Raw genomic sequence first — 17,356 nt, forward strand, 5'->3', positions numbered from 1 at the left:
CATGTGCACCGGGCTTTTTTTCATGCGTGAGCGCCCGCTCCCGCCCGGCCGATCGCAATTCCTCAGCTTCTGTATCGAGATCTCGCGGTCGATGCGACTTGTGATGCTGCGCCGCAACAAGAGACGAAGTCTGCACAAAGTCACGTTTCGCCAAACGGCGTACGCAAACAACAGATCAGGACGCCTCGGCCTTAACATGTTGTTAAACAAAAGGACTACACTCAGCCGAAACATGCTGCAATGCATCAAAACGCCATGCAGACGGGCCGTACAGAGGAAAAGCCTAGACCGTTTGGCGGAAGATGTAGCGCTTTTGTTGACACGACAGCGGCCGCAGCATATGTTCAAATTCTTGCGAATAGTAGTAAAGCGTTACACTGGAACGCTCTCTGATTGAAGCAGCACCCGTTACGGGAGAATTTCAAATGTTTCGTTCTGACTCGACCGCAAACGGCAACGTGGTCCGACGTTTTTCTCCCGACGGAGGCGGTCCTTCGGCACCGGCGACCTATTCCCAGCCGCGTCGACTGACCCACTTCGAACGCGCCGCCAAACGGACCATCGACATCGTGGGCGCGCTCACGTTCTTCGCGCTGTTCGGTCCGCTCTATGTGATCGTGGCCCTCTGCGTCGCCATCAGCATGGGCCGTCCGGTCCACTTCTGGCAGAACCGGCTCGGTGAGAACGGACAACGCTTCCGCTTCTACAAGTTCCGTTCGATGGTGCGGAACTCGGAGGACGTGCTGGATGAATTCCTGAGCCGCAACGACATGGCGCGCACCGAATGGGACACCTTCCAGAAGCTGGAGAAGGATCCGCGGATTACGCCGGTCGGCACGATCATCCGCAAGCTCAGCCTGGACGAACTGCCCCAGTTCTGGAACGTCCTGAAGGGTGACATGAGCCTCGTCGGCCCCCGCCCCTGCATGGAGCGCCAACGCAGCCTCTACGGCAAGGGATGGGAGCACTACTGCGCGGTGCGCCCGGGCATCACCGGCCTGTGGCAGGTGAGCGGCCGAAACAGGCTTTCCTATGCACGCCGGGTGGAACTCGACGTCGAATACGTGAGCAACTGGTCGCTCTGGCTGGACGTCAAGATCCTGCTGAAGACCGTCCGCGCCGTGGTCAGCGGGGAGGGTTCGCGGTGACAGCCGTTCACCCCGTCGTGCTCTGCGGGGGTAGCGGCACGCGGCTGTGGCCGCTCTCGCGCAAGACGCTGCCGAAGCAGTTCGTCCCGCTCGTCGGCGACAAGAGCCTGCTGGTGCTCACGCTCGAGCGCCTTCGGAAACTCAACACCGAAGTGACCTGCGTGGCTTCGGAAGAGCATCGGTTTCTCGTCCAGGAATGCGTGGATGCGGCCCAGGTGACGGGACGCCAGCTGCTCGAACCGGTCGCCCGGAACACCGCCGCCGCGATGGCTGCCGTGGCCCTGCTGAGCAAGCCGGACCAGTTGCTGCTCTTCGCGCCCGCGGACCACCACATTCCCGATGTCGACGGCTTCACCGAGACGATCCGCAAAGGCATCCCCGCCGCGCTGCACGGCCACCTGGTGACTTTCGGCGTCGAGCCCACCTTCCCGAGCACCGCCTACGGCTACATCCGCCAGGGCACGAAGCTCGATGGACCGCTCGCCGAAGAAGCAGGCCACACGGTCGCATCCTTCATCGAGAAGCCCGCGGCCGCACGCGCCGAGCAACTGCTGCTCGAAGGCGGAAACTTCTGGAACGCCGGGATTCTGCTGGTGCAGGCGAAGGTGCTGATCAAGGCGCTGGAAGAGCACGCGCCGGACATTCTCGAGTCGTGCAAGTCCGCCACTGCAGCGGTCGAAGCCGACGGCGACTTCCTGCGCATGGAGCGTTCCGCGTTCGAGCACTGCCGCAGCCAGAGCATCGACTACGCGGTCCTCGAAAAATCGGATCGCGTCGCGGTCATCCCCTTCCGTGGGCGCTGGACCGACGTCGGCAGCTGGAATGCGGTGGCCGAACTGCACGAGCTGGACTCGAACGGCAACCGCATCAGCGGCAACGGCTTCGCGATGAGCTCGGCCAACACCTTCATCCACGCGCCGATCCGTCCCGTCGTGGCGCTCGGCACCAGGGACCTGCTGGTCGTCGACACGCCCGATGCGCTGCTGGTGGTGCACAACGACTGCGTGGAACAGGTCAAGGACGTCGTCGCGCTGCTGACGGCCAAGGGACAGAGCCAGGCGGTCCGCCATCGCCGCGTCCCGCGGCCCTGGGGGGCCTACGACAGCATCGACGACGGCGAACGATTCGCGGTCAAGCGCCTCACCGTGAAGCCGGGTGCCCGGCTCGCGCTCAGGATGCACCATCACCGCGCCGAGCACTGGGTGGTCGTCAAGGGCGCGGCGCGGGTGATCTGCGACGGCAACGCCCGCCTCGTGAAGGAAAACGAGTCGATCTACATCCCGGTGGGCGCGGTCTACCGCCTGGAGAACGCAGGCAAGACCACGCTGGAAGTGATCGAAGTGCAAACCGGCAGCTACCTGGGCGATGACGACATCGTTCGCTACGACGATGACGAGGCCCGGGGCACCGACGACGGTCGACGAAAGCTCGCCTGACTTTCAACCTTGAACACCAAGGTGATACCGAATGAACGAGTTCCAGAAACCGATTTTCGTGGCGGGTCATCGCGGCATGGTGGGAAGCGCGATCGTGCGCGGTCTCGCCGGCAGGGGCTACACCAACATCATCACCCGAAGCCGCGCCGAGCTTGACCTGACCGACCAGGCGCAGGTCAGGGCCTTCTTCGCCAGGGAAAAGCCGCAGGAGGTGTACGTGGCGGCGGCCCTGGTCGGCGGCATCCACGCCAACAACACCTACCCGGCCGAGTTCATCTATTCGAACCTGATGGTCGAGGCGAACGTGGTCCACGAATCGTGGCGCAACGGCGTGGCCAAGCTGCTCTTCCTCGGATCGAGCTGCATCTATCCGCGCCTTGCCGCGCAGCCCATGTCGGAAGACGTGCTGCTGACCGGCAAGCTGGAGCCGACCAACGAGCCGTATGCGATCGCGAAGATCGCGGGCATCAAGCTGTGCGAGAGTTACAACCGCCAGTACGGCTGCGACTACCGCAGCGTGATGCCGACCAACCTCTACGGCCCCGGCGACAACTATCACCCGCAGAACAGCCATGTGCTGCCCGCGATGATCCGCCGCTTCCACGAGGCCAAGATGTCGGATGCGCCCTCGGTCGTGATCTGGGGGACCGGCACGCCCAAGCGGGAATTCCTCTACGTCGACGACCTGGCCAGCGCATGCGTGCACATCATGGACCTGCCGCGCGAGGTCTACGCCGCGCACACCGAGGTCATGAGCAGCCACATCAACATCGGCTCGGGCGAGGACCAGTCGATCGCCGAGCTCGCCCAGCTGGTGAGCGAGGTCGTGGGTTACCGCGGCACGATCCAGTACGACACGAGCAAGCCCGACGGCACGCCGCGCAAGCTGCTCGACATCTCCCGCATCCGCCAGCTCGGCTGGATGCCCAGAGTGCCTCTGCGTGAAGGTATTGCCAAGGCGTACGAAGATTTCCGCAGCGAAGAACTGGTCGCCTGAGCGGGGATCTCCCGATACGATTCGTGTGATGCAAGGCTCCTCGATCTCGCTCATCCCTCCGGGCAGCGGTGGCGTCAAGGATTACGCGGTCGTCGTCGGAGGGCCGCTTCATGCGCCGCCGATGGAGCTCAGCCCCAGCACCGATTCCTCGTCGTGGTCCGGCGACATGCTGCTGCTGCACTTCAGCGGCTACGGCTTCCAGAAGCGCGGGGTGCCGCTGTGGCTGGTCAACAGGGTCGGCAGCCTTCGCAAGCAGTTCAGGTCCTTCGGCGTGGTCTTTCACGAGCTTTTCGCTTTCGGACCGCCGTGGGGCTCGGCGTTCTGGCTCAACGGGATCCAGAAGCAGATCGCACGCGAACTCCTCGCCCTCTCCGATTTCTGGCTGACCAACCGGGACGAGTCCGCCCGCTGGCTGCTCCACCAGCGCCGCGATACGCCGCATCGCGTGCTGCCCGTGTTCTCGAACGTGGGCGAGCCCGACAGCATCGAGACCGAGCGCTTGCCGCGCATGGTCGTGTTCGGCAGCTCGGGGGTGCGGGCCAACGTCTACCAGTGGGCCGACGGCGAGATCTTCCGGCGGGCGCGCAAGGCGGGGCTCGAGATCCATGACATCGGCCCGCCCCAGCAGGACCCGTCGCTCATTCAGCGCCTCGAGCAGGAAGGCGTGGTGGCGCACGGGAAGCTCTCCGCCGAGGAGGTGAGCGCACAGCTGTCCGCCGCCGCATGCGGCGCCCTCGCCTACCCGACCGACTACGTCTCCAAGAGCGGCGTGTTCGCGGCCTATTGCGCGCACGGCATCTGCCCCGTGCTGCTGGCCAGGGAATACGGTTCGCACGATGGCCTCGCGCCGCATGTGCACTACGTCCCGGGCTTCGAGGCGCTGGACGGATCGGTATCCAGCGCCCGGGTCATCGGGCGCGAAGCACGCAAGTGGTACGAGCCGCATCGCGTCGACGCGCATGTCGCCGCGCTGCGGGCCATGGCCGCGGAGGTGCAGAAATGAACGACGACCTGCGGTTCCTCTGGAATTCGCGCGAACGTCCGCCGTTCGGGTCGAAGCGCTGGCTCGTGGTGTGGGCCAAGCGGGCGCTTCAGTTCCGGTCGCTCATGAACCTCACGCTGCACCGGCGCAAGCTGCGCGCGCGCGGCATGGAAATCGGCACGCTGTCGGTGATCGATTCGGACGACCTGAAAGGCCCCGGCTCCAACTTCAGCATCGGCGAGCGGACCTTCATCGCGCACAACGCCGAGCTCGTCGCGCTCGAGAAGATCACCATCGGCTCGCGCGTGGTCATCAACGACCGCGTGACCGTCCTCACGGGCAGCCACCACGTCGGCGATCCGACATGGCGCCAGTTCAGGAAGCCCGTGCGCATCGAGGACTATGCGTGGATCGCGGTCGGCGCCACGATCCTGCCGGGGGTCACGATCGGCTACGGGGCGGTGGTCGGCGCCGGTGCGGTCGTCGCCAAGGATGTTCCGCCGCTGGCGGTGGCGACCGGCAATCCGGCGACCGTGCGCCTCGACGTCCGGCCGCGCGATCTCGACTACGACCCGGTCATCTTCCTCGCGCCGTTCGAAGCCTGGGTGGGCCGCAGCAAGGGCGCCCTCGTCACGTCGGCTGACGCCATGCCATCGCGCGACGCGGCGCCGATGGGCCACGAGAAGTCAACAACGCCATGAGCGCCGTCCTGTCATCCGCCCAGCCGCGCGCCGCGAGCCGGCCCCAGGCGCTGAGCCGCGCCGGGCAGCTCTTCCTGGCGGTGTTCATCATCGTCGTCTACGAAGGGGCGGTGCGCAAATGGGTGTCTTCCGCGGCATCGCTGCCGCTGGTCGGCTTGCGCGATCTCTGCGCCGCCGCGCTGATCCTCTACGCATGGAAGCGCGGCTACCTGCGACAGCACATGAAGATCACGGCCGCCATGTTCGCGTGGTCGCTGCTGGTGTTCGGATGGGGGCTGCTGCAACTCGCCGGGGGCGAGAGCTCACCCATCATCTTCATCATCGGGCTGCGCTTCTGGCTGCTCTACACCTGGTTCGCCATCGCGGCGGCGGCGTCGATGAACGAAGCCGATTACCGCGCCGCCCTTCTCACCGCGGCGTGGATGATGATCCTCATGGCGCCGCTCGCGGTGTTGCAGCACTACTCGCCGCCCGGGGCTCGGATCAACGCGCAGCTCGACAGCGACGACGAGGAAGGCATCTTCGTCGCGGTGGTCGGCGTGGTCCGCACCACCGGCACCTTCAGCTTCACCTCCGGCTACGCCACGTTCATGGCGCTGGTGGCGCCCGTCGTCTTCGGCCTGCTGTCGGCGAGAAAGCCCCGCACCAGGCACTACCTGTTCGCGACCGTGGTCTTCATTGCCTTCCTGACCGGCGCGCTGGTGAGCGGCTCCCGCACGGCGGTGATCTCGTCGGGGACGATGTTCATGGCGTACCTGCTCGGCAGGCTGCTGTTCTCCAGGATGCAGCAGAAGCCGGCGGCTGCGGTCGGGGTCATCATGGCGCTGTTGCTGGTCGGCATCTTCGCCATCTTCTTCCGGGACGCGATCGACGTCACGCAGACACGCTTCGAGCAGGCGTCGGAAGCGGAAGATTTCTGGAGCCGCGTGCAGATCATCCTGGTCGGCGAACCGCATGTGTTCGACACGGTCAACTGGCTGGGCGGGGGTGTCGGCTTCGGCTCGAACCTCGCCAACTTCGTGCGCACCGGTTCGTCAGGCTATTTCGCACTCGCCGAATCCGAAGGCGGCCGCATCCTGCTGGAAGGCGGACTGCTCGGCTTCTTCTACGTGGGGCTCAAGCTGATCGTGATCGCCATCGGCCTCTTCAAGAGCTTCAGGCTGTCGATGAAGACCCATTCGCCCTTCCCCGTGCTCGTCTGGCTCATCGCCGCGCTGGCGATCATGACCTGGCCCTCCAGCGGCCAATTGACCGCCCACGGGCTGCTCGGGATCATTTTCGCGTTCGCCCTCTTGCTGTTCCGGTTTCCGAGGCTTGAGCTCTTCCCTGGACGTGCCTCGAAATCGAAAACGTGAGACTGCTCCACTTCGTTCCATCGGTTGATCCACACGGCGGCGGGCCCATCGAAGGCGTCAGGCGACTTCGGGACGCCCTGGCGGCCATCGGGCACCCGGGCGACATCCTGTGCCTGGACAGCCCCGACGCCGACTTCGTGACCGGCTTTCCCGGACAGGTGACCGCGCTCGGGCCGTCCTCGCGCAGCTACTTCTACAACGACCGGGTGGTTGCGTGGCTGGAGGCGCACGCAGCGGAGTACGACGCCGTGATCGTCAACGGCCTCTGGCAATACACCGGCCTCGCGACCTGGCGCGCGCTCGGCCGTTCGGCAACGCCCTACTTCGTCTACACGCACGGCATGCTGGACCCGTGGTTCAAGCGGCGCTACCCGCTCAAGCACCTGAAGAAATGGCTGTACTGGCCCTGGGCGGAGTACCGCGTGCTGCGCGATGCGGCCGCGGTGATCTTCACCTGCGAAGAGGAGCGCCTTCTTGCGCGCCAGTCCTTCTGGCTCTATCGCGCCCGCGAGGTGGTCGGCTCCTACGGCACCTCGCCGCCGCCGACGAACGCGCGCGCGCTGGCCGCCGCTTTCACCGCCGCCTTCCCGGAAGTGCAGGGCAAGCGGCCGCTGCTCTACCTCGGCCGCATCCACGAGAAGAAGGGCGGCGACCTGCTCATCGAGGCCTTCGGGCAGGTGCTCGGCGATGCGCCGGACCTGCACCTCGTGATGGCCGGCCCCGGCGACGACGACATCGTGAACCCACTGAAGCGCCGCGCCGAAGAGCTCGGCATCGCGCCGCGCATCACCTGGACCGGCATGCTGTCGGGCGATCTCAAATGGGGCGCGTTCTACGCCTGCGACGTGTTCTGCCTGCCCTCGCACCAGGAGAACTTCGGCATCGCGGTGGTCGAAGCGCTCGCCTGCGGCAAGCCGGTGCTCATCAGCGACAAGGTGAACATCTGGCGCGAGATCGAGCAGGACGGCGCCGGGCTCGTCGGCCCCGACACGCTGGCCGGCACCGTCCAGACCTTGCGCCGGTGGCTCTCGCTGCCGCGCGCGGACGTCGCGGCCATGCGCATCGCGGCGCTGCGCTGCTTCCAGGCGCGCTTCCAGATCGGGCAAGTCGCGGAGACGCTCGTGCGGATCATCAGCGACCACTCGCCCGGCGCGTCGCATCTCGGCCCTCTCGAACGCGCCTCGAATCAACCTCGAAACGCTGCCTGAGGGTCCATGAAGCTCCTCGTCTACGGCATCAACTTCGCACCCGAACTGACCGGCATCGGCAAGTACACCGGCGAGATGGTCGCCTGGCTTGCCGCCCAGGGGCATGAGGTGCGCGTCGTGACCGCGCCGCCCTACTACCCCGACTGGGCGGTCCGGCCCGGCTACAACGCGGCCCGCTACGTCACGGAGAGCTGGAACGGCGCGACGGTCGTCCGCACACCGCTCTGGGTACCGCGCAAGGTCACGGGCACCCGCCGCCTCGTGCATCTCGCGAGCTTCGCGCTCTCCAGCATCCCCGCGCTGCTCGCGCAATGGCACTGGAAGCCCGACGTGGTGTGGGTCACGGAGCCGCCGCTGTTCTGCTCGCCGGCGGCGCTGGCCTTCGCGCGGCTGCGTTCGGCCAAGGCGTGGCTGCACATCCAGGACTATGAAGTGGATGCCGCCTTCGATCTCGGCCTGCTCAAGGGCGAGCGCGTGCGATCGATCGTCGCCGCGATGGAACGCCGGCTCATGCGCGGCTTCGACCGCATCTCGACCATTTCGATGCGGATGATGGAGCGCGCGCGCAGCAAGGGGACCGAGGACGCACGGCGGGTCTCGCTGCCCAACTGGGCCGATGTATCGGGCATCCGGCCGCTCTCCGGCCAGAGCCCCTATCGCGCCGAACTCGGCATCCCCCGCGATGCGGTCGTCGCGCTCTATTCGGGCAACATGGGCGCCAAGCAGGGGCTCGAGCTCCTGGCCGAAACGGCATCGCTGCTCGCCGGCCAGCGCGACCTCCATTTCGTCTTCTGCGGCAACGGCGCCGGTCGCGCCGAGCTCATGCAGCGCTGCGCAGACCTGCCCAACGTGCGCTTCCTCGACCTGCAGCCGATGGAGCGCCTGGGCGATCTCCTCGGCCTCGCGGACATCCATCTGCTGCCGCAGCGCGCCGACGCGGCCGACCTGGTGATGCCGTCCAAGCTCACCGGCATGCTGAGCAGCGGCAGGCCCGTGGTGGCAGGCGCCAGGCCCGAGACCGAGCTCGGCCAGGTCACGGCCCAATGCGGCATCGCGGTGCCGCCGGACGACCCCAGGGCCTTTGCCGATGCGGTGCGCTCGCTCGCCTCGCAACCGGAACTCCGGCGCGAACTCGGCGTCCGCGCGCGCGCCTATGCAGAGGAGAACTTCGACCGCGACGCGGTGCTCAGGCAGTTCGAGCGCGACCTGCAGGCCTGCGTGGCAGAGACACGCCGCTGAGGAAGCGGCTCGGCGCGCCGGCGATGGCGGCGGCGCCGCCGCCGATCACCGGGCTCACTGCTCTTCGGGCAGGATGCTTTCGTAGTTGTAATGGGTGTAGCGATAGCGGCCGTACTTCGTCGCCGCCAGCGTCCGGCGTCCGAGGTTCATCGCATTCAGCAGCACCCCGGTGGCGGACTTGCCGCTCATCGCGAGGCGGCGCGTGCTTTCCTTGATCTCGCCCATGGTCGACAGGTCGGCCCGCGCCACCAGCAGCACCGTGCCCGTGTGCGCGGCCACGGTGCTCGTGTCGGCGGCGACCAGCACCGGCGGCGTGTCGATCACGACGAGGTCGTACTGCTCCGACAGGCGCTCGAGCGTGGTCTTGAACGAATCCGACACCAGCAGTTCGGCCGGGTTCGGCGGCAGCTGGCCGGTCGCGAGGAAGTCCAGGTTCTGCACCACCTGCTTGTGCACGGTCTGCTGGATCGTCAGGCTGCCCGCGATCAGTTCGGAAAGGCCGCCGTGCCGCTGCAGCCCCAGGTACTGGTGCGTATGGCCACGGCGCAGGTCGGCGTCGATCAGCAGCGTACGGCGCCCGGCCGCCGCCATCAGCGCGGCGAAGTTCGCCGACACGAAGCTCTTGCCGACACCCGGCGTCGGGCCGGTGATCAGCACGCGGTTGTTCGGCGACTCGAGCATCGCGAACTGCATCGCCGTGCGCAGGCTCCGCAGGCTTTCCACCGCGGGGTCGTCGGGGTGCTCGATCGCGAGCAGCCTCACACCCGTGGCACCGCTCAGGCGCCGCTTGGCGATCGCGTCCTGGTGCGCGCTCACCGGAATGGACGAGAACACCGGCAGGCCGCTGTTGACCTCGACCTCATGCGGATCGCGGATGCGGCGTTCGACGAAAGCATTGCGCAGGAAAGCCGCGACCACGCCGAGGAACAGCCCCAGCGCCAGCGCGGCGCCGATGATGACCTTCCGGTTCGGCTTGATCGGGTAGAGCGGCAGGACGGCCTCGTCGACCACGCGGACGTTGCCGACCTTGCCTTCCTTCACCAGCCGCAGTTGCAGCGCATTGTTGAGCAGCGACTGGTACAGCTCGGTGTTCACCTTGACGTCGCGCTCCATGCGCACCGCTTCCTGCTGTGCTTCAGGCAGTTGCTTGATGTTCTGCTGGATCTCGCCCAGGTCGCTCTTGAGCGCGGCAATCTGTGCATCCAGCGTCTGGACCAGCGGGTGGGCAGAGGTGAAGCGCGCCTCGAGTTCGCGCCGGCGCTGCTGGGCTTCCAGCAGCTTGGTCTGGCGGTCCACCGATTGCGTGAGCGCCATCGTGGCGGCCTGGCTGAAGTCCACCGTGCCCTTCTGGTTGCGGTAACGGTTGTAGACGTCTTCGGAGGCCTCGAGCTGCTTCTTGAACTGCGGCAACTGCACATCGAGGAACGCGAGCGTCTTCTGCGCTTCCGCCGCCTTGCGTTCGATGTTCTGCCGCACGTACTCCGCGCCCACCGCATTCAGCACGCGCGTGAGCTTGTGCGGATCGGTGTCCTGCCGCGACACGTTGATGATCCCCGATGACCTGCCGCGCTCGTACACGTTCAGGCTGTTCTGGAGCCCGATGATGGTGGGCAGCTTGGGCTGCGACTGGAGATTGAATTCGGCACCGGGCTTGCCCGCGAGCTCGGTGACCACCAGCTCGATGGGTCCCTTGCTGCTGGTGGCCTTCAGCGCCGTGCCGACGGTTCCGCCGAGCGGCTCGGCCAGGCCGGGTCCGGAGAGTGCATAGCGCCCGCCGTCCTTCGCGGTGACGACGAATCCCGCGCCTTCGAGCGCTTCCGGCACGTTGAACTTCGTGACCTCGATGCGTTCCTGGCCCGACACGTAGCCGCCCTGCCCGAGGAAACCCGGGTCCGAAAGCCCGGTCGAGCGCCGCGCGAGCCAGCCACCGATGTAGGGGACGTAGCGCGGCGTCGCGACGACGAAGAGATTCGCCGCCTCGGCTGCCTGCTGCGCGATCATCCGCGAGCGCAGGATTTCGATTTCCGCGCTGGCGGGCGCCTTCACGTCGACCAGCCCGCCCGCCTCGGCCAGGGCGCCCTTGCCGCCGCCTTCCGAGCTTTCGACCTGGATGACCATGCCGGCCTCGTACACGGGCCTTTCGAGAAACGCATAGATGAACCCGGCCACGAAGACCACCAGCGTGATCCCGGCGATCAACCACTTGTTGGCCTGCAGCACCTCGAGGTATCGACCGATGTCGAATTCCTCTTCCTCCGGCGTTTCGAATGCGCTGGAACCGGCCTTGGGGGTGAGAGTGGAGTTCATTAACTGGATACTCTGGAAATGCGTTTGGCCCACTGCTGGGCGCCTTCCTCGATGAGGGCGAGCGAGCGCTGGAACGAGTCCCGGCCGGCCCGGTACGGATCAAACACGTCGTGATCGCCGAACTCGCCGAGGCGGAACACCTTCCCTCTCGCGAACTGAAAGCGTTCTTCGACCGCACGGCGCTGCTCGCGGTCCATGACCAGGATCAGATCGGCGCGCTGGCACATTTCGGCGTCCAGTTGCCGCGCCTGGTGATCGGCGATGTCGATGCCGCGCTCCTCCATCAGTTCGCGGGCAATGGGGTCCGCCGGCTCGCCGACGAGCGCCTTCAGCCCCGCAGAAGCGACTTGCGCATGCGGCAGTGCAGCCCCGAAGAGCCCTTGCGCCATGGGACTTCGGCAGATGTTTCCCAGACAGACGACAAGAACGTTGCGAATGGTCACGATCGGCCCGTCATGGAGTGGTGGAGGGCCTGACGACGCCACGGTAGGAGGTCCAGGTCGTGGCGGTCGGCAGGATCAGGTTGAGCACACGGTTCCAACGCACCAGCTGCACCGGGTCGACATAGACCACGTCCTTGGCGCGCAACGCGAATCCATCGGCCATCGCGATCGCCGTCGGCGTCTTCGCATCGAGATGGAAGATCGACTGGCCGCCGGTGGGCTCGTTGCGGATCACGAAGATCTGCAGCGGATTGGCGGTGTTGAGGTTCACACCGCCCGCCTCCACCAGCGCGTCGCTCAGGCTGAGCCGGCCGTTGCGCATCGGCACGCCGAGCTGCTGCACCACTTCGCCGAAGACGGCGACCTTGTTTTCATCGCGCCCCCGCACGTACAGCAGGTCGCCGGGCTTCAGCGGAATCCGGCTGGGGTCGATCCCCGCGTCCGCCATCGCGATCAGGTTCAACTGCATCATCTTGCCGTCGCGCGTGAGGTCGACGGCCGAACGATCGCCGTTGGCGGTCAGGCCCCCGGCCCGGTTGATCGCCTCCGCCAGCGTCATCGGGATGTCGCTGAACACGATGACACCGGGCGCACGCACCTCGCCTTCCATGTAGGCGCGCTTGCTGCGGAACGAATTGACGCGCACGCTGAGCTGCGGGTCCCGGAAGACACGCGACAGACGCTTGACCAGCGCCTGCTCCACTTCTTCGATCGTCATGCCCGTCACGTTCAGCATGCCGGCATAGGGGAAGCTCAACTGCCCGTGCGCGGACACGATGTAGCCGGGCGCCGCGGACACGCTGCCGATATCGCCGCCTCCGGTGGAGGGCGGCGTGCTGTAGACGATTTCAGGGTGATCGAGCACCAGGATCCCCAGCACGTCACCCGGGCCGATCCTGTAAGGGCCGATCTCGCCGATCAGCTTTCTCACTTCGGGCCCGACGGTCGATTGCGCAGTCGCGGCGCGCTGCGCGCGAATCAGCTCGGGCGTGATCTCGGTGATCGCGCCCGCCGGCGGCGGATCGATTTCGTTGGTGGAGAAACCCGAGGGCGAAACGGCCTTGGCGGCGTCACCACTCGCGGAGGTGAAGCCCGGCCCCAGTGGCGCGCAGCCTTGGACCAGCAAAGCAGCCGCCGCCAGGCAAGTGGCATGGAGGAGATAACGTTTCAAAACCGACCCCGCATCGTGACCCTGAAATGAATACTTTTGCAAACAGTTACGACTCTACCTCAGGAAAGATAACGACTCAAACCTTTTCTTGGCTTAGTGCGTAAGGTGGATGAAGAGCTACAAGACACTACGCCAAAAGACTTCATCAAAAGGAGAAATTTGCCGACATACAGTCGGATCGCAGACCGGGTCCTTCGACTCGATGCTACAAATTCAGGAGCACCTGAACCGCAGCCGGCAAGGCCTGTTCAGGGGCTCTCGGTCTGCGCGGCGCGCTTCCAGGCGGCGGACGCCTGGTCGGCGTCATCGCGCGCCTCGGCGAGTTGGGCGAGCGCCTGCCAGGCTCGCCGGTGCAGGTTGGCGTCCTGCAAGCCCAGCCCGGCCTGTGTGAGCAACTGTTGCGCCTTGCCCCACAGCTGGCGCTTCATGCACGCCATGCCCGCGAGGTACTGCAGGTTGGCATCGCGCGGGTTGTTGCGCTGGGCGGATTCGATGCGCGAAAGCCAGTCCGCATCCACCGAATCGAGCCCCGCTTCGAGTGCGCGCACCAGCTTGACACGCAGCGACTCGCCGAGACTTCGCGGCTGCTGGATCATCCGCTCCCAGACCGGCAGCAGCCAGGCACGCGCGACCGACAGATCGCCGCGCAGGGCGACCATGCGCTGGGCCGCATGAATCGCGACTTCCGGAATCTCGCGTTCCGAGGCCTCGAACTCGTTCCACGCCCGCAGAAGCTGGGCCGGGTCGTGCGCCCCCGACAGCAACTCGGTCGCCAGGCCGCGCACGATGCTCTGCGCGCCCGATTCCGAGAATGCGCGGTGCTTGGCGAGAAGGCGCGCGGTTTCCAGCGCCTCCAGCGTCCGGCGGTCCTGCCGGGCGGCCTTCAGGCGGATGCGCAGGGCCGCCGTGCGCCGCTGCGCGCCCTGCGGCAATTCCTCGAGACGGGCCAGCGCGCCCGGCGCATCCTGGTCGTCGAGCGCCCAGCGCGCGGCGCGCAACTGCACGCCCTCGCGGGTTTCGGGCGTCGCCATGCTGCCGCGCTCCGCGCTCTCGTTGAGCGCCTGCTGCAGATGGGCGTCGCGTGCGGGCTTGTCCTGCAGGGATTGCGCGCTCTGCGCCGCCAGCAGATGCGCCATCACGCGGACCTGCGGCGCCGCCGGGAGACGGGCATCGAGCGCGGCCAGCGCCCTCTCCTGCACCAGCGCAGCGAGCGCCGCCTTGCGCGCACGCGAGAAGCGCCCCGCCAGCAGTTGCACCGCAGCATCGAGGAGCGACGCATGCAGGGCGCGCTCCTTCTGCTGGAGCCGCCATTGCCGCGCCTGCTTCGGCAGCGAGAACAGGGCCGACAGGCCGCGCAGCGCAAGGTGCAGGAACACGAAGGCCGCCAGCAGCAGGAGCAACGCCAGGTTCAGCGACAGGTCGACGCGCCACGGCGGCCAGAAGACGGTGATCGTGCCCTGGTTGTTGCCCGCGAACAGCGCGACGGCGGCCGCGATGCCGAACAGTGCGAGTAACCAGAGGGCCGCGCGCATGGCCGCTAGCGTCCGGCAGCGGCCGTCGCCAGGGCCGCGAGGGTTTCATCGATGCGCGGCGGCTCGGTGGACTTCACCTGGGCCTGGATCTGCTGGAGCAGCGTGGCCGCAGCCTGCACGCGGCGCGAGGCCGGATCGAAGTAGCGATTGAGCGATGCCGACACCGACGCGAGTTCGCCGCGCGCCGTTTCGACCTGGCGCGAGAGGATCGACAGGCGCGCGTTGAGCAGCTTGAGCTTCAGGTTCTCGCGCAGGAAGAAGGTCTGGTCCGGCGTGAGCAGCACCGCCTCGGGCCGATCGATGCGGCCCACGCGCAGCAGCGAGCGCGCCTCGCCGCGCACCCTCATCAGGAAGCGCTCCCACCACGGCGCGCCGGGCGGCACGGGCTCGGCCTGCAAGGCATTGCCGCTCCCGCGCATCGCGACCGCGTTGACCACGGGCAGGTCGTCGAGGCTGCGGATCAGTTCGTCGATCTTCTGCAGCGCCTCGCCCACGTCCGCGCTGGCGGACGCGCGCAGTCGGTCGGCATCGTGCAGCATCGCGCGCTGCAAGGGCGCGAGCCTCGGCTGCGAGGCGCGTGCGATGCGCTGCTCGCCGGCCTTCAGCGTCGCCAGCAGCGGCTGGACATTGCCCGTCACCTGCGCCTGCTGCAACGCGGTCCGCACGGAGGCCTCGATGTCGACCACGAGGTTCTCGTCGCGCGAGCGCGAGAGGCTTTGCATGAGTTCTTCGAGCTGCGAGCGCTGGAGCGCGACTTCGTTGACGCGCGTTTCGGCGAGGGCAAGCCGGGCATCCGTGTTGCGCACGACTTCCTGCGCCTGGCGCGCGAGGGTGCGGGCTTCGAGCGATTGCGCGAGGGCATCCGCGCTCTGCCGCGCGAGCTGCTCCTGCATGCCGCTGACCTTCTGCCAGAGCGCGATCGAGATCACGAGCGCGACGAGCGCGACGACCGCCAGGACGCCGATCAGCAGCCTGGACAACAAGGCGGCCGCGGCGGCAGGGCCGGCCATCGCGGCGCTGGGCGCTGCAGCGCGCACCGCGGGATCTGGCACAGGCTCGATCAAGACGGAAGCGTCGCTCATGCGAAGGATTCTATCGACGCCACCAACGACGACAGGGACGGTGGTGACACATGCACGCGGCCGAAACCGGCCGCGCGAGCGGCTCGCGCGATGCGCTCGTGCGTCGCGACCGCGGCTGCGGCACGCCAATCGATCGCCGGCGCCAGCGCGCGCAGGTTCGCGATGGCTTCCGAGCTGCTGAAGAGCCAGATGGCAGAGCCGTCGGTAGCCCCGGAAATCATGCGCCGGTCCTCATCGCCGATGGCGGGCACGAGGCGCCGGTAGACCGCCACCGCTTCGCAAGTCCCCCCGGCATCGGCGATCTCGCGCGCCAGCCACTCGCGCCCGGTGGCCTGGCCGGATGCATCGCCGCCCCGAACGATCAGGACTCGAACGCCGGGGCGCACCTGCGAGCGGACCAGCGCCCAGAGCGCCTCGGAATCGAACTGCGCTGCGTCGGCCGCGGGCGCGTCGATCGACGAAGCGGCAACGCCCGCCTCGCGCAGCCCGCGCACGGTGCCGGGGCCGGTGGCCCAGAAGCGGCAATGCGCGGCCGCATCGAGCTTGGCGCCGGGAAAGAAGAAATGGGCAGCCGCCGCCGCGCTCACGAACATCAGCGCGTCGTGGTCCGCGATCCGCTGCCATGCCGCTTCGATGGGTTTGCGGTCCTCGAGCGGCGCGATCTCGATCAACGGCAATGCGATCGCATCGAGTCCCGCATGACGCAGATCGTCCACCCACCGTGAGGCCTCGCGCGCCGGACGGGTGACGATCACGCGCCGGGGCGCCATCTCAGTGCGCACCGCCTGCGCGCAACAGGCCGGCGGCGCGATCGCCCAACGCCCCGGCCTGCACGAAGTCCGAAACGCCCGCCTGCACATGCACCCGCACCAGCGGCGAGGCGCCTTCCGGGTCGCCCCATGCGGCATCGATGCGCAGAGCGCCGCCTTGCTGCCAGCGTGCGTGCGCGGCCAGCGGCATCGAGCAACTGCCGCCCATGGCGCGGCTCACCGCGCGCTCGGCGGCCGTGGCAAGCCAGTCGGAGCGGCTCGTCAATGGCGCGAGAAGCTCGATCAGGTCCGCTCGGTCCGCGCGCACCTCGATGCCCAGCGCGCCCTGCCCGGCCGCGGGCAGCATCACGTCGGGTTCGAAGACCTGGCGGATGCGGCCTTCGAGGCCGAGCCGCTTGAGGCCCGCGGCGGCCAGCACGATCGCGTCGTACTGGCCTTCGTCGAGCTTGCGCAGACGGGTGTCGAGATTGCCGCGCAACGGTTCGATGCGAAGGTCGGGCCGCAGCGAGCGCAGCAGCACCACGCGCCGCAGGCTGGAGGTGCCGACCACCGCGCCCTGCGGCAGGGCGTCGAGCGCGTCGAAGCGCGCCGAGACGAGCGCATCGCGCGGGTCTTCGCGCTCCAGCACGCAGGCCAGCGCAAAGCCCTCGGGCAGATCCATCGGCACATCCTTGAGCGAATGCACCGCGATGTCGGCGCGGCCTTCCTCGAGCGCGAGCTCGAGTTCCTTGACGAAAAGCCCCTTGCCGCCGACCTTGCTGAGGGAGCGGTCCAGGATCTGGTCGCCGCGCGTCGTCATGCCCAGCAGACGGACCGCGTGGCCCCGTTCTTGCAGAAGCGCCTGCACGTGCTCCGCTTGCCACATCGCCAGACGGCTTTCGCGTGTGGCGATCACGATGTTGCTCAAGACCGTTCCAATGAGAGAGAAGTACCGCTGGGGATGCTAGCATGTTGCGCCGCAGCAACGTTCGCCGCAGGCCTATTC

At 67.3% G+C, this 17,356-nt stretch carries 15 protein-coding genes; 8 read left to right on the forward strand and 7 right to left on the reverse strand.

Annotated elements, in window-relative coordinates; all coding sequences use genetic code 11:
• Positions 1-425 precede the first annotated feature (425 nt).
• The 8 genes from VAR608DRAFT_RS33905 to VAR608DRAFT_RS33935 are packed head-to-tail and all read left to right on the forward strand — an operon-like array spanning position 426 to position 9,066.
• Positions 426-1,148 (forward strand): sugar transferase, encoded by a 723-nt coding sequence (locus tag VAR608DRAFT_RS33905; protein WP_088958052.1) that lies wholly within the window; start codon positions 426-428, stop codon positions 1,146-1,148.
• A complete protein-coding gene (locus VAR608DRAFT_RS33910) occupies positions 1,145-2,584 on the forward strand; it encodes a mannose-1-phosphate guanylyltransferase/mannose-6-phosphate isomerase (protein WP_088958053.1) in 1,440 nt (479 codons plus the stop codon). Before VAR608DRAFT_RS33905 ends, VAR608DRAFT_RS33910 begins: the two co-directional genes overlap by 4 nt.
• Positions 2,585-2,615: 31 nt before the next feature.
• Positions 2,616-3,581: a GDP-L-fucose synthase gene (gene fcl, locus VAR608DRAFT_RS33915; RefSeq protein ID WP_088958054.1), complete on the forward strand. Its 966-nt coding sequence runs from the start codon at positions 2,616-2,618 to the stop codon at positions 3,579-3,581.
• A gap of 28 nt (positions 3,582-3,609) precedes the next feature.
• Positions 3,610-4,584, forward strand: a complete 975-nt coding sequence (locus VAR608DRAFT_RS37355) for a hypothetical protein (protein ID WP_157731189.1) — start codon at positions 3,610-3,612, stop codon at positions 4,582-4,584.
• A complete protein-coding gene (locus VAR608DRAFT_RS38345; protein WP_157731190.1) occupies positions 4,581-5,264 on the forward strand; it encodes an acyltransferase in 684 nt (227 codons plus the stop codon). The genes VAR608DRAFT_RS37355 and VAR608DRAFT_RS38345 overlap by 4 nt, the downstream gene beginning before the upstream one ends.
• Entirely contained in the window at positions 5,261-6,619 is a 1,359-nt protein-coding gene (locus VAR608DRAFT_RS33925) for a hypothetical protein (RefSeq protein ID WP_088958056.1), read from the forward strand. The genes VAR608DRAFT_RS38345 and VAR608DRAFT_RS33925 overlap by 4 nt, the downstream gene beginning before the upstream one ends.
• Positions 6,616-7,827: a glycosyltransferase gene (locus VAR608DRAFT_RS33930; RefSeq protein ID WP_088958057.1), complete on the forward strand. Its 1,212-nt coding sequence runs from the start codon at positions 6,616-6,618 to the stop codon at positions 7,825-7,827. Before VAR608DRAFT_RS33925 ends, VAR608DRAFT_RS33930 begins: the two co-directional genes overlap by 4 nt.
• A 6-nt stretch (positions 7,828-7,833) precedes the next feature.
• A complete protein-coding gene (locus VAR608DRAFT_RS33935; RefSeq protein WP_088958058.1) occupies positions 7,834-9,066 on the forward strand; it encodes a glycosyltransferase WbuB in 1,233 nt (410 codons plus the stop codon).
• Between the two features lie 54 nt (positions 9,067-9,120).
• Here VAR608DRAFT_RS33935 and VAR608DRAFT_RS33940 read toward each other — a convergent pair whose 3' ends face one another.
• The 7 genes from VAR608DRAFT_RS33940 to hemC form a co-directional block, all read right to left on the reverse strand.
• Entirely contained in the window at positions 9,121-11,373 is a 2,253-nt protein-coding gene (locus VAR608DRAFT_RS33940; protein WP_088958059.1) for a polysaccharide biosynthesis tyrosine autokinase, read from the reverse strand.
• Positions 11,373-11,762, reverse strand: a complete 390-nt coding sequence (locus tag VAR608DRAFT_RS33945; protein WP_231973623.1) for a low molecular weight protein-tyrosine-phosphatase — start codon at positions 11,760-11,762, stop codon at positions 11,373-11,375. The genes VAR608DRAFT_RS33940 and VAR608DRAFT_RS33945 overlap by 1 nt, the downstream gene beginning before the upstream one ends.
• Positions 11,763-11,826: 64 nt before the next feature.
• Positions 11,827-12,942: a polysaccharide biosynthesis/export family protein gene (locus tag VAR608DRAFT_RS33950; protein ID WP_231973059.1), complete on the reverse strand. Its 1,116-nt coding sequence runs from the start codon at positions 12,940-12,942 to the stop codon at positions 11,827-11,829.
• A gap of 293 nt (positions 12,943-13,235) precedes the next feature.
• Positions 13,236-14,519, reverse strand: a complete 1,284-nt coding sequence (locus VAR608DRAFT_RS33955; protein WP_088958061.1) for a heme biosynthesis protein HemY — start codon at positions 14,517-14,519, stop codon at positions 13,236-13,238.
• Positions 14,520-14,524: 5 nt separating this feature from the next.
• Positions 14,525-15,601, reverse strand: a complete 1,077-nt coding sequence (locus VAR608DRAFT_RS33960) for a uroporphyrinogen-III C-methyltransferase (protein ID WP_088958062.1) — start codon at positions 15,599-15,601, stop codon at positions 14,525-14,527.
• Complete coding sequence (locus tag VAR608DRAFT_RS33965; protein WP_088958063.1) at positions 15,598-16,371, reverse strand: uroporphyrinogen-III synthase; 774 nt, start codon at positions 16,369-16,371, stop codon at positions 15,598-15,600. The genes VAR608DRAFT_RS33960 and VAR608DRAFT_RS33965 overlap by 4 nt, the downstream gene beginning before the upstream one ends.
• Position 16,372: 1 nt before the next feature.
• Entirely contained in the window at positions 16,373-17,278 is a 906-nt protein-coding gene (gene hemC, locus VAR608DRAFT_RS33970) for a hydroxymethylbilane synthase (protein WP_088958064.1), read from the reverse strand.
• Positions 17,279-17,356: the final 78 nt, after the last annotated feature.

The sequence above is a fragment of the Variovorax sp. HW608 genome, assembly GCF_900090195.1.
In the GTDB taxonomy this organism is placed as follows: domain Bacteria; phylum Pseudomonadota; class Gammaproteobacteria; order Burkholderiales; family Burkholderiaceae_C; genus Variovorax.

Excerpts from the sequence above, each read along its gene's own strand:
- VAR608DRAFT_RS33905 (WP_088958052.1), top strand. The coding sequence starts at position 426 with ATGTTTCGTTCTGACTCGACCGCAAACGGCAACGTGGTCCGACGTTTT.
- VAR608DRAFT_RS38345 (WP_157731190.1), top strand. The coding sequence starts at position 4,581 with ATGAACGACGACCTGCGGTTCCTCTGGAATTCGCGCGAACGTCCGCCG.
- VAR608DRAFT_RS33935 (WP_088958058.1), top strand. The coding sequence starts at position 7,834 with ATGAAGCTCCTCGTCTACGGCATCAACTTCGCACCCGAACTGACCGGC.
- VAR608DRAFT_RS33965 (WP_088958063.1), bottom strand. The coding sequence starts at position 16,371 with ATGGCGCCCCGGCGCGTGATCGTCACCCGTCCGGCGCGCGAGGCCTCA.
- VAR608DRAFT_RS33955 (WP_088958061.1), bottom strand. The coding sequence starts at position 14,519 with ATGCGCGCGGCCCTCTGGTTACTCGCACTGTTCGGCATCGCGGCCGCC.
- VAR608DRAFT_RS33945 (WP_231973623.1), bottom strand. The coding sequence starts at position 11,762 with ATGGCGCAAGGGCTCTTCGGGGCTGCACTGCCGCATGCGCAAGTCGCT.
- VAR608DRAFT_RS33960 (WP_088958062.1), bottom strand. The coding sequence starts at position 15,601 with ATGAGCGACGCTTCCGTCTTGATCGAGCCTGTGCCAGATCCCGCGGTG.
- fcl (WP_088958054.1), top strand. The coding sequence starts at position 2,616 with ATGAACGAGTTCCAGAAACCGATTTTCGTGGCGGGTCATCGCGGCATG.
- VAR608DRAFT_RS33925 (WP_088958056.1), top strand. The coding sequence starts at position 5,261 with ATGAGCGCCGTCCTGTCATCCGCCCAGCCGCGCGCCGCGAGCCGGCCC.
- VAR608DRAFT_RS33940 (WP_088958059.1), bottom strand. The coding sequence starts at position 11,373 with ATGAACTCCACTCTCACCCCCAAGGCCGGTTCCAGCGCATTCGAAACG.
- VAR608DRAFT_RS37355 (WP_157731189.1), top strand. The coding sequence starts at position 3,610 with ATGCAAGGCTCCTCGATCTCGCTCATCCCTCCGGGCAGCGGTGGCGTC.